Annotated in this window: 13 protein-coding genes; 4 read left to right on the forward strand and 9 right to left on the reverse strand. The window is 45.3% G+C overall.

Translation table 11 applies throughout. The annotated features are described in order from the left end of the window. Positions 1-14 precede the first annotated feature (14 nt). From lepB to rpoE, 6 genes are all read right to left on the reverse strand, one after another. A complete protein-coding gene (lepB, locus tag NDJ01_RS07520) occupies positions 15-914 on the reverse strand; it encodes a signal peptidase I (protein WP_005380933.1) in 900 nt (299 codons plus the stop codon). A gap of 104 nt (positions 915-1,018) precedes the next feature. Then, a complete protein-coding gene (gene lepA / locus NDJ01_RS07525) occupies positions 1,019-2,812 on the reverse strand; it encodes a translation elongation factor 4 (protein ID WP_046875099.1) in 1,794 nt (597 codons plus the stop codon). Positions 2,813-2,970: 158 nt separating this feature from the next. Next, positions 2,971-3,441, reverse strand: coding sequence for a SoxR reducing system RseC family protein (locus tag NDJ01_RS07530; RefSeq protein ID WP_005384575.1), 471 nt, complete (start codon positions 3,439-3,441; stop codon positions 2,971-2,973). After that, positions 3,438-4,403: a sigma-E factor regulatory protein RseB gene (gene rseB, locus NDJ01_RS07535; RefSeq protein WP_005393918.1), complete on the reverse strand. Its 966-nt coding sequence runs from the start codon at positions 4,401-4,403 to the stop codon at positions 3,438-3,440. Before rseB ends, NDJ01_RS07530 begins: the two co-directional genes overlap by 4 nt. Continuing rightward, on the reverse strand, positions 4,400-5,026 hold the full coding sequence (locus NDJ01_RS07540) for a sigma-E factor negative regulatory protein (protein WP_012841405.1): 627 nt from the start codon (positions 5,024-5,026) through the stop codon (positions 4,400-4,402). The genes rseB and NDJ01_RS07540 overlap by 4 nt, the downstream gene beginning before the upstream one ends. Positions 5,027-5,052: 26 nt before the next feature. Next, positions 5,053-5,631 (reverse strand): RNA polymerase sigma factor RpoE, encoded by a 579-nt coding sequence (gene rpoE / locus NDJ01_RS07545; RefSeq protein ID WP_005380946.1) that lies wholly within the window; start codon positions 5,629-5,631, stop codon positions 5,053-5,055. 552 nt (positions 5,632-6,183) lie between these two features. Between rpoE and nadB the strand changes: the two genes are divergently transcribed. After that, on the forward strand, positions 6,184-7,797 hold the full coding sequence (gene nadB / locus NDJ01_RS07550; protein ID WP_031780368.1) for an L-aspartate oxidase: 1,614 nt from the start codon (positions 6,184-6,186) through the stop codon (positions 7,795-7,797). Between the two features lie 22 nt (positions 7,798-7,819). Here the strand turns inward: nadB and NDJ01_RS07555 are convergent, their stop codons facing one another. Together NDJ01_RS07555 and NDJ01_RS07560 are read right to left on the reverse strand one after the other, a co-directional pair. Then, positions 7,820-8,281, reverse strand: coding sequence for a protein YgfX (locus tag NDJ01_RS07555; protein ID WP_258586503.1), 462 nt, complete (start codon positions 8,279-8,281; stop codon positions 7,820-7,822). Continuing rightward, positions 8,250-8,510, reverse strand: a complete 261-nt coding sequence (locus tag NDJ01_RS07560; protein WP_005380951.1) for a succinate dehydrogenase assembly factor 2 — start codon at positions 8,508-8,510, stop codon at positions 8,250-8,252. The genes NDJ01_RS07555 and NDJ01_RS07560 overlap by 32 nt, the downstream gene beginning before the upstream one ends. Before the next feature lie 189 nt (positions 8,511-8,699). Between NDJ01_RS07560 and ygfZ the strand changes: the two genes are divergently transcribed. From ygfZ to NDJ01_RS07575, 3 genes are all read left to right on the forward strand, one after another. Then, positions 8,700-9,668, forward strand: coding sequence for a tRNA-modifying protein YgfZ (gene ygfZ, locus NDJ01_RS07565; RefSeq protein WP_258586504.1), 969 nt, complete (start codon positions 8,700-8,702; stop codon positions 9,666-9,668). Next, positions 9,661-10,134, forward strand: coding sequence for an aminoacyl-tRNA deacylase (locus NDJ01_RS07570; protein WP_258586521.1), 474 nt, complete (start codon positions 9,661-9,663; stop codon positions 10,132-10,134). Before ygfZ ends, NDJ01_RS07570 begins: the two co-directional genes overlap by 8 nt. 639 nt (positions 10,135-10,773) lie before the next feature. Next, positions 10,774-10,980 carry a DUF1107 domain-containing protein gene (locus NDJ01_RS07575; RefSeq protein ID WP_005380970.1) on the forward strand — a complete coding sequence of 69 codons (207 nt, stop codon included), beginning with the start codon at positions 10,774-10,776 and terminating at the stop codon, positions 10,978-10,980. Positions 10,981-11,045: 65 nt separating this feature from the next. Here the strand turns inward: NDJ01_RS07575 and NDJ01_RS07580 are convergent, their stop codons facing one another. Beyond that, the gene (locus NDJ01_RS07580; RefSeq protein WP_258586505.1) at positions 11,046-12,254 is read right to left on the reverse strand and encodes an FAD-dependent 2-octaprenylphenol hydroxylase; all 1,209 of its coding nucleotides are present in this window, start codon (positions 12,252-12,254) and stop codon (positions 11,046-11,048) included. Positions 12,255-12,273 lie beyond the last annotated feature (19 nt).

Here is a 12,273-nt window from a genome sequence, read left to right on the forward strand (position 1 = left end):
TCGATATAAAATGGTTAGTGAATACCACCGATGCGGTTAAAACGCACACCAGTTGGAATCCATGAAGGTAGAACGCTATCTGCGCCACGATCAAACTCGAAGCTGATCCAAATGGCGACAGCTTTGCCGACTAAGTTTGCTTCAGGAACGAAGCCCCAGTAACGGCTGTCAGCACTGTTGTCACGGTTATCACCCATCACAAAGTACTGACCTTGTGGTACAACCCACTCTGTCGTGCCGCTACGTGGGAAGTATTGCTCCACACGGTTACGAACAAGAGGGTTAACCAAAATATTGTGCTCCACGTTACCCAATTTTTCATCCAGTTGGATCATTGGAATACCGTTCGAGCTAAACTGACTTTCTTCAACATTGCTCAGTTTAACTGGTTTACACGCCGATTCACCTTGGCTTTGCACGCAAAGCTGCTTATCACTTGAATAACGCACGATATCACCAGGCAAACCAACAACACGCTTAATGTAATCCACACTTGGTTGTGGCGGGTATTTGAATACCACGATATCACCACGCTCAGGTTTACCTGTTTCAACTAACTGCGTGCGCCATACCGGATCTTTCAAGCCATAGGCGTATTTTTCTACCAAGATAAAGTCACCCACCAACAAAGTCGGCATCATTGAGCCTGATGGGATTTGAAATGGTTCGTAGATAAAAGAACGTAATACTAAAACGAACGCAATCACAGGAAAAATTGAGACGCTATTTTCAACCCACCAAGGCTGACGCTCAACTTTTTGCAAGGTCACTGCATCCAAACCATTAGACGTCTGAGCTTGAATCTCCGCCAGTTTTTCCTGACGCTTTTTCGCGAAAACCAGCTTTTCCAATAGCCAAACCACGCCAGTTACCAAAGTCGCAATAACCAGCATCAGTGAGAATGTATTCGCCATTAAATTCCCTTATCTAAAAATACGAAAGTGAAAGAGCCGAAACCCTTTCACTTATTTTAATATCTAACGTCTTAAGACCGACAAGTGTGAGACAAAGTTCAACTTTAGTCTTTACCTACGTGAAGGATGGCTAGGAACGCTTCTTGAGGCAGCTCAACGTTACCGATCTGCTTCATGCGCTTCTTACCTTCTTTCTGTTTCTTCAGAAGTTTCTTCTTACGACTTACGTCACCGCCGTAACATTTCGCGATTACGTTCTTACGCAGCTGTTTTACAGTTGAACGTGCGATAATGTGGTTACCAATCGCTGCTTGGATTGCGATATCAAACATTTGGCGAGGGATAAATTCTTTCATCTTCTCTACCAGCTGACGACCGCGAGTCTGAGACTGGTCTTTGTGTGTGATCATCGCCAATGCATCAACGGTGTCACCGTTCAGAAGAACGTCTACACGTACCATATTCGAAGCTTCAAAACGCTGGAAGTTGTAATCCAAAGACGCATAACCACGAGATGTCGATTTCAGACGGTCGAAGAAATCCAGTACCACTTCTGCCATTGGAATATCGTAAGTCACGGCAACCTGGTTACCGTGGTAAACCATATCGACCTGAGTACCACGCTTTTCAACACACAGCGTGATCACGTTACCTAGGTACTCTGAAGGTACCAGGATATTACAACGAGCGATCGGTTCACGAATTTCTTCAATATCATTGATCGCTGGTAGTTTGGCAGGGCTATCAACGTACAGCAGTTCACCATCGGTCTTTTCAACTTCGTAAACTACCGTTGGTGCCGTGGTGATAAGATCTAAGTCGTATTCACGCTCTAGACGCTCTTGGATAATTTCCATGTGCAGCATGCCAAGGAAACCACAACGGAAACCAAAGCCAAGTGCCGCTGAGTTTTCTGGCTCGTAGAATAGCGATGCGTCGTTTAGGCTTAATTTGCCCAGCGCATCACGGAAGTTCTCGTAATCGTCAGACGATACCGGGAACAGACCTGCGTAAACCTGAGGTTTTACTTTCTTAAAGCCTGGTAGCGGTTTTTCACAGCCATTCTTAGCCATAGTCAGCGTATCACCAACTGGTGCACCAAGGATGTCTTTAATACCACAAACCACCCAACCTACTTCACCAGTACGAAGGATATCGGTATCTACTTGTTTTGGCGTAAAAATACCAAGACGGTCTACACCCCAAACTTGACCCGTGCTCATCACTTTGATCTTGTCGTTCTTCTTCAGTTCGCCGTTTTTAATACGCACTAGAGAAACAACGCCAAGATAGTTATCAAACCATGAGTCAATGATCAGCGCTTGTAATGGCGCATCTGGGTCACCTTCCGGTGCTGGAATCGCTGATACGATGTTCTCTAGAACGTCATCAACACCGATGCCTGTCTTCGCAGAACAGCGGGTTGCTTCCATTGCATCGATACCAACGATTTCTTCAATTTCTTCTGCCACGCGCTCAGGATCGGCTGCTGGTAGGTCAATCTTGTTCAAGATTGGCACAACCTCTAGATCCATCTCAATCGCGGTGTAACAGTTAGCCAGTGTTTGAGCTTCAACACCTTGACCCGCATCTACAACCAATAGCGCACCTTCACAAGCCGCTAGAGAACGTGATACTTCATATGCAAAGTCAACGTGCCCCGGAGTATCGATGAAGTTCAGCTGATACGTTTCACCGTTTTTAGCGGTGTAGTTTAGCGTCACACTCTGAGATTTAATGGTGATACCACGCTCACGTTCAAGATCCATAGAATCCAGAACCTGTGCGGCCATTTCACGATCGGTTAACCCGCCACAAACTTGGATTAGACGGTCTGATAGGGTCGACTTACCATGGTCGATGTGGGCGATAATCGAAAAGTTACGAATGTGCTTCATAGATTTAGGGTGACTAACTCTTTACAAATAGGGACAGTAAGAAACGCCATCTACTGACGGCATTTCAATCAAGTTGGCAGATTCTACCGAATTTCGTTAACGGGCGCACGTAATTTAAAGTACATACCCAAATAACCTTAAGCGGAGGGGGAGAGCGCTTACTGGATTGGCTCTCCAAGTACCCGAACAAGGGTAACTTGGCGCTTGGATTCATCCTCTAACGGACGAGAAACACGTTTTGCGATCCACATTCCACCAGCTGCAAATAATACTGATGCCAATATGATGATACCTTCCCCGCCCGCGGTCAGCGGCGCTAATAGGAAGTGACCAAACATCGCACCGATAATCAAACCAAACAACGGCAGTAAATAAACCGCCATTGCTGATTTTATCAGGCTCGACTCAGGAAAGCCTATCTCAACGACTTGACCTATCTTCACTGATTTATCCGTGCGCAGGTGCCAAGATAAACTCTTGTTACCAATGGCTTTAGTCACAACGCCCGTTCCACAGCTTTTCTGTGAAGAGCAACTACTGCAACTGGTCTGTTGTTCGCAGCTTAAATCAATTTCGTATTGTTTACCGCGACGATGTACGTCTGTCACAGTAGCCAACGCGGTCATCATTGTTGTTTACTCTTTGTTACATTAAATGTGACAGATTGAGCGATACGCTGTGCTGTGGTCGGCGGAATGTCTCCTACAACGGAGATTTCATGTTGACCGCTCACAAAACTGTGTAGCGTTCTTCTGCCTTGGCGAACCAACTGCCCTTTTAACGAATGCTCATCTTTGTTTGCTACGTAAACAGAGAAGCTAAACAGACCATCAGAATACAGCTGGCTCTCCACCATTTGATTAGTAACGGCCATACGATAGCGGTTGAGCTCGTTCGGCTCGAAACCTTCAGGGATCCAACCTACCTGCCAATTACTGGTCCCAATATCGCCTTTTGGCATGGTGAGAACAGCTGGTAATTGAACATCTTGTAGGCCACTCATTAACTCTGCGATTTTTGGATTCACTGTGTAAGAAATAGTGCGATATTGTTCAAGCATCTCACCATCACGGTCCACAAGGTCGGCACGTAACGGCAATTTACTCTTTTCATCGATCCATAGTACGTATGAATAGCGCAGACCGTCTTTAGGGACGACACGCAGCACTTGTGTTGCTACACCTGCTTCACGAGCTCTACCCACTTTTACATAGTCGTAATACAAGTTTAGCTCATCGATATTGGTATTGAGCATAGGCATGGTCGGAGCGACCATTTTACCTGACTCGATGGTGAATGGTTCTAAACCCGTTTCGATATAGCTTACTTCTGTGCCGCGACGAATCACTTCGCGTACAGGGCCACTTAAATAGACAAGATGAGCATATTGATCGTCACCATGCGTCGCATGACGATACAGCAACGGCTCAATGCTGTTCTTTTTGATAAGGATATAAGAGAGTTCGTAACTTAAATTCTTACTCGCCTCGCTCATTTGATGCAATAAAGCCTCCGCTGGCTTATCACCAGCAAAGGCTTGAGAAGACATCATACTGAACAGAGCGCAAGCGCTGATCAGAAATTTTTTCATTCAATATCCGGATTCAGATTTGCATCTTGTTGAGATGCATCACTGTTAATTCGTAACTGCAATTCGTAGTCTCGCAGCATAGCATGAACACGCTTACGTTGCTCTTGCATATTTGCTTCACCTACAGAACGCTCAACAGACTCACGAGTTAAACTCACAGGCTCTGCGCTGCCAGCAAACGGAACTGTCTGCAACACAGGCAATTGGTCTGTTTGCGGCGACATTGAATCGCTACCACCGTACTGCTGTACACCTAAAATAACGACAAGCGATACACATGCAGCAACAGCAACTTGACCAAACTGTGTCAACCAACCTGGCAACTGACGTTTTGCTTTTTGCGGTTCTGGTTGCGACTCTTTTGGCGTATCAGCAATTGAGATAACATTTGCACTGTGCGCATCAAACGCACGGTGTGCAGGTTCATCTTCTAACGCTAACGCCACGCTTTCAGCAATATTCCACTCAGGTTTTGCTGGCGCTTCGCCTCGCATCACATCACCAATCAGGTGATAGTTCTGCCAAGCATCACGGCTCTCTTGGTCTTGCTCTAACTCTTGAATTAAAGCCTTATCGACCAATTCTCCATCCATGAGAGCTGAAAGTTTTTCTTTGTCAGCCATTATTTTCACCATAGTTATTACTTGTACTAGCGTTGCAAAAGAGGTCTGATTTTCTTTTCCACCGCCTCACGAGCACGGAAGATACGCGATCGTACCGTTCCTACCGGGCAATCCATCACTTCTGCAATTTCTTCATAACTCAAGCCATCGAGCTCTCGTAATGTCATTGCGGTTTTTAAATCTTCAGGTAAAGCTTCGATTGCACTGAACACCACCCGTTGCAATTCTTTGGACAACGTTAAGTTCTCAGGGTTCGATATTTCTTTAAGTGCACTACCTGTTTCGTAAAATTCAGCATCTTCAGCATCGACATCTGTCGCTGGAGGTCTACGCCCTTGAGCAACAATGTGATTTTTCGCAGTATTCACTGCAATGCGATACAGCCACGTATAAAACGCACTCTCCCCACGAAAGCTGGGAATAGCTCGGTAAGCTTTAATAAACGCTTCTTGTGCTACATCTGGTACATCGCCAGGATTACTAACGTATCTGGAAATAAGATTACATACCTTGTTCTGGTACTTCGTTACCAGCAGGTTGAATGCTTGCTTATCGCCATTCTGAACTCGCTCAATCAATACTTGATCGGTCAGCTGCTCGTTCATTCGAGCGGATACTCCTATTTGTTATGCCCCTACTCTTCTCAGATATGGGTACTAATTATGCAAAACGTAGTATTGACACCACTGCTTACTTGAGCACTATTGTGACCCTAACGTGAATGAGAAAGTTCCATGGTTTCTCAAGTTTTTTGTCATTGTTTTTTCACAGTGTGATGTCTATACCCAAATGACCACCGTTGCCTGACTTTAGTCTAAGTTTGACAAGCGAGCATCTTGAGGGGAAATGGGTATAATGAATGATCTCTGTCCCAGATTGTGCTGGGTCGAGCATGGAAAAGCAATGGCATTGACAAACTATTACTTTTCATTTGCATGGCTAATGGCTATCTGAACACCGCGTTACAAATATAACTTAGGAAGCATGCTCATGCTCTGCATGAAAAAGAAGAGTGGCTCAGTCACCGCAGTAACACGGATGTCGATAGGTCTCCCAACTTAGCCCTTGCGACAGGTGTCGCGATAATGGAATGCACATGGTGTGCAAATAATACACAAGGTGACTTTGTTACCTTAGCTTGGGATTATAAAAGTTATATGAACACAAATCGTGAACATGAGTGTGATGTGTTAGTGGTAGGGAGTGGCGCGGCTGGTTTGTCGTTGGCTTTGCGCGTAGCTAACCACTGTAAAGTGATGGTGCTGAGTAAAGGGCCACGCAGCGAAGGGGCGACCTATTATGCCCAGGGTGGTATTGCTGCTGTATTTGATGAGTCAGACACCATTGATTCACATGTTGAAGATACACAAATCGCCGGCGATGGTATTTGTGACGAAGATACTGTGAGGTTCATTGCTGAACATTCAAAAGAGTGCGTACAGTGGTTGATCGACGGTGGTGTCCCATTTGATCGTGAAGAGGATGACTCTGACGATGAGCCTCGTTACCACTTAACTCGTGAAGGTGGTCATAGCCGTCGTCGTATTCTTCACGCGGCAGATGCGACAGGTATGGCGATGCAAACCTCCCTGCAAGATAACGCTCATAACCATCCAAACATTCATGTTCTCGAACGTCACAATGCTCTGGACTTAATCACCGAAGACAAAATTGGCGGTGATAAAAACAAAGTTATCGGTGCTTATATTTGGAACCGAAACGAAGAGCATGTCGAAACCGTGCGAGCCAAATTTGTGGTTCTCGCTACAGGTGGTGCTTCAAAGGTTTATCAATACACCTCTAACCCAGATGTGTCGTCTGGTGATGGTATTGCGATTGCTTGGCGTGCAGGGTGTCGTGTGGCGAATATGGAATTTAACCAGTTCCATCCGACGTGTTTATATCACCCAGAAGCACGTAACTTCTTGCTGACTGAAGCGTTGCGTGGCGAAGGTGCTTACCTGCGTCGTCCAGATGGCTCTCGCTTTATGCCAGATTTCGATGAACGTAAAGAGCTTGCTCCGCGTGACGTGGTGGCTCGTGCTATCGACTTCGAAATGAAGCGTTTAGGCGCCGACTGTATGTATCTCGACATCAGTCATAAGCCTGCTGACTTTATTACGAAACACTTCCCAACCATTTATTCACGTTTGATGGATTTGGGCATCGACATGACTAAAGAGCCAATCCCAATCGTACCTGCTGCACACTACACTTGTGGCGGTGTCATGGTGGATAGAAATGGCTGCACCGATCTGAAAAATTTGTATGCGATTGGTGAAGTTAGCTACACCGGGCTGCATGGTGCTAACCGCATGGCATCAAACTCACTTCTCGAATGTGTGGTTTATGCTTGGTCTGCGGCAAAAGATATTCTAAAACATCACACTAACGTTGAGCTCCCCTCACAGGTGCCATGTTGGGATGAAAGCAAAGTAACCAATAGTGATGAAGAAGTGATCATTCAGCACAACTGGCACGAGCTTCGTCTGTTTATGTGGGACTACATGGGCATTGTACGAACTGACAAGCGTTTAGAGCGCGCCTTACGCCGTATCCAGCTGTTGCAACAAGAAACACACGAGTACTACAGCAATTTCCGCGTGTCGAACAACTTACTAGAACTGCGTAACCTTCTACAAGTAGCAGAGCTGATGGTTCGTTGTGCGATGCAGCGTAAAGAGAGTCGAGGTTTGCACTACACGCTTGATTATCCGAACCAACTGGAAAACAGCGGACCAACGATTTTGGTTCCAGCTAAACAGCTTTAACTTTACCAATTAAACTATTACATCAACAGGGAGCATCAGCTCCCTGTTTCATTTCCCATTGGCGTAATACCAAAGATAGTTGACGATACTGCTCATCGTCACAGCTATCACGCCAAATCGTAACACTACGGCCAGATTGCAATTGGAATGTTATCTTGAATGGTGATGCCGATGTATCGACTCGCTGTAAATGACCCTTTTCGGACTCAATATCTTCCGAGTATTCGCCATACTCAAGGGCATCAAACCTAACCGAGCCATCGCAGTGCACATACCAATGCCCATGACTTGTAGGTTGAACAAGGCCTTGGCTTGAGAGAGCCTTAACAATCAGTAATAACAAATAAGTCGATAATACGAGCGGAATGCTAGAGAAGATAACAGCCCAAGTCATCAATAAGAAAAGTACAACATCGAAGACTCGGGCAGTCAGAGAGGGAGAAGCAGTAAAATTAACGAACTTTGCTGAGGTTATGGGCGACAATTTTATCAACCATTGCTGCATGACCTAAATTTTCGCTACGGCCATGCCCCATTACCCAAGTAAACAGATCAGGATCATCGCATTCAAGTAAAGAAACAAAGTCACGCTGCTCTTGTTCACTCAGAGTATCAAAGCACTCTTCAAAAAACGGCATAATTACTACGTCAAGCTCAAGCATGCCTCGACGACAAGCCCATTTAATACGCGCTTTTTCTTCCGGAGTGTACATTCACTATTCCTTCATAGATGTCTTGTTGTTAGTGCGGAGTGTAACAAGGGATGTGCTACGTCACTAGTGTGCGGGTCACAATACGATAGTGAAAGCAGACAAATGTTGATTCGTAAATCGCTCCCCTAGTATCTCAAGGTTATTTGGGTATAACATAGCGGAAAAATATCTTCAAAAGGCATTGTAATTATGGAATGGCAAACTCGTTTTTCAGCATTACCTCTCTCAACTCAAGACGCACTTCCAGAGTTATCTATCTCACTGCTGGATAACTTCGGCATGATCACCATGATCGGTGACGATAAAAAATCATACTTACAAGGTCAGGTTACCTGCGATGTTGTTTCTTTAGAACAAGACCAATCAACACTGGGCGCACATTGTGATGCGAAAGGCAAAATGTGGAGCGTGTTCCGCCTTTTCCATCATCATGATGGCTACGGCATGATCCAACCAAAATCGGCGATTGACGTAGAACTTAGTGAAATAAAGAAATACGCCATTTTCTCTAAAGTAACGATTGAAGCTTCTGATGACGTTATCTTAGGTGTCGCTGGCGTCAAAGCCGGTGAATTCATTTCAACAATGAGCAAGACAACTGGCAGCGTTCGCCCAGTTGACGGTGGCACAGCAGTGCAAGTTGCACAAGATCGCTGGTTACTGATATTAAGTGCGCCAGAAGCACAGCAAATCGTTGAAACTACCGACGCTGTCTTTACGACAAATGAGCTTTGGAATCGTTTCGATATTGAGGCAGGTTTACCATTTGTCTCTGCATCCGCGCAGAATGCTCACATTCCACAAGCACTTAACGTGCAAGCTTTAGGAGGCATAAGCTTCACAAAGGGCTGCTACACGGGACAAGAAACGGTAGCACGAGCGAAGTATCGCGGTACCAATAAACGTGCGATGTATATCGTAAAAGGGGCAACTTCTGCTCCATTCAGTGACGAACCAATTGAGCTCGAACGCAGCGTAGGTGAAAACTGGCGTTCAGTAGGTGCTTTATTAAATCACTACCAGTTCAGTGACAATCACGCGATTGGCCTGATCGTGCTGCCTAATAATCTCGATGAAGACACTCGTCTTCGTTTAGTTGCGCAACCAGAATGTGAATGGACAATCGAATCACTGCCTTACAGTCTTGATGATGAGTAATACAATCAATACTCCTTTGATGCAATTTCTCACAGACCAACACATTCCGTTTCGTCTGTTACCGCATCAAAGACCAGCAACCACCATTGAGGATGTCGCGCACCAACGCGGCATTCGCCCTTCTCAAATGGTGAAAGCAATCTTGCTACGAGACATGGGTAATCAATATGCACTCGCCTGTGCACCAGGTGATCGTAGCGTTGATCCCAAAAAAGTGCGCTCGTTACTGAAATGTCGCCGGATGACTTGTGTTGATCAAGCCGATGTTGAGTCCATCACTGGTTACAAAGTTGGTACTGTCACTCCTCTGTTACTCAAACGTCATATGCCAATCGTGTTCGACCCCAGCTTACTAGAAGAACAGGAAGTCACGATCAGCAGTGGCGATCGAATGGCTGGGCTGGCGCTTTCTATTCAAGATCTTATCCAATTGTGCCAGCCGACCGTAGCTGAGATCTGTCGTTAATCGTCTAAAAACAATGTAATGACACGTAGTGTTTCTATCACTGCGTGATCTCGCTCATATCTACAAAAATAGACATGAGAATTTTTAATCACATATAAAACATAAATAGTCACAAAGATAAAACTCGTATATGCTGAATTTGTTGGTTAAGTTTCAAACAAGCACTTAACCAATATAAAGTGAGTCAGCTAGCTGAGTGACAGCATTCATGCAGTTAGTTATCCACTTTTGTGTAATGCATCTGTGACTATTCGCCCGCTGAAGCGGGCTTTTTTTTACGTGGAACTTTTTCTCTTTCATTTCCTCTAATCGTTAGAACGTAAAGTGTGTTACGCGAAGCACGACCTTAATAGAAACAACTAGCAAACAACCGTTTTCGTTCTATTCTTAATTCTGTAACAAAACTATTGCTTAATGCGTCACGTAAAAAGGAGTGTATTGGCGTAAGGGTTCCTTTAGAGAGGTTATTTTTGGGGTAATCCTCACGCTATTTAAGAGATGACACTGTCAAATTGTCTAAGACAACACAATTCTCTGACGCAACACCCTACATCTGTATTTAATACTATTGCTGTCACAATAATTTTCGCGTCCAGAACGTAGAATACCTAGGCTAGGTTAGATAAAAGGAAAGTAAATATGAGACTGTTTAAGCGCTATACACCAAGTATGATTGCTAAACATATAAGTCGTCTTTTTAAAGGAAGAATTTATATTTACGGGGTCGGTAGATTCGAGTTTGATAACGGTAAGTTAATACTGCCGGAGAAAGCAGAGCAACGCCATTTCCGAGCGGTCAAAGAGATCAATCAAGAAATAATGAAACTCCGATGCGCATATGCTTAGCAAAATGTTGATAAAACAAAGGCTGGATTAACCAGCCTTTTGTGTATTTGAAGTTCGCTTTGCACTTACTGACGCGCCAGATCCGGCAAGTGTCCCTTTAAACCAAGCGCGCGCTTCATGATCTCATCTTTCGCTCCCGGCAGTTGCCCCGCTAAACTCAAGCCAATGCCACGAACAAGCTTCTTAGCAGGGTTCTCGCCAGAGAACAAATCTCGAAACCCTTGCATAGTAGCGATCATCTTTGCCGCTTCCGCTTTTCGCCAACGCTCGTAGCTTCTTAGGTTGCGTTTACTGCCGATATCTTGACCCTGCTTCCAAAGTGCTAATACTTCTTGAGCAAGACTGGCCGCATCTAATAAACCTAAATTCACACCCTGCCCCGCTAATGGGTGAATGGTATGGGCCGCATCACCAACCAGCGCGACTCGCTCGACAACAAAATCTCGCGCATAGCGCATTTTCAAAGGAAACGCAGCACGCTCTCCCAGTACTTCACATAGACCAAGTCGAGCATCAAACTCACTCGTCAACGCTTTATTGAAATCATGTTCACTCATCGCCACTAACTGCTCTGCTCGATTTGGCTCCGTGGACCAAACAATAGAGCACATATCTGGTTGCGACATTGGCAAAAATGCCAACGGTCCGTGAGGAGTAAATATCTGGCGCGCAATGCTGTTGTGTGGCATAGCAGTTTTGACATTCGCGACCAAAGCATGATGACCATAGTCCCAATGCGTTAATGGAATATCCATTTGATGGCGAAGCCACGAATTCGCCCCATCGGCTCCGACCACTAATTTAGCGGTCATGGCTTGGCCATTATCGAGCGTCAGCCAGCTTTCTTGCTCACCGACCGCGAGAGTCGCGCAACGTGCAGGCATAAACATAGTGACGTTATCGAGCTTTTGGACTTGTTCAAGCAGCGCAAGTTGAATCACACGATTCTCAACAATATGCCCTAAATCAGGTTGTGCCATACTTTGTGCATTAAATTCAATGCTGGCAAAGCTATCTTGTTCCCATACTTCCATGCCATGGTAAGGTGAAGCTCGGCGCTGTTCTATGCCCTGCCAAGCACCAAGTTTACGCAAAATCGTCTCACTAGAGCGGCTCAGCGCAGACACACGAACATCGGGTAATTCTTTCAACGAATCATCTGGCACTTTACCTTCAATAACGGCGACACGCAGATCACTGTCTTTGAACGCGGCAGCAAGTGCCAACCCAACCATCCCTCCGCCGATGATGGCGATATCTACACTTTGCATCATTGCTTTTTATTACCTAATT

The sequence above is a fragment of the Vibrio sp. HS-50-1 genome (genome assembly GCF_024747315.1).
Lineage (GTDB): Bacteria > Pseudomonadota > Gammaproteobacteria > Enterobacterales > Vibrionaceae > Vibrio > Vibrio diabolicus.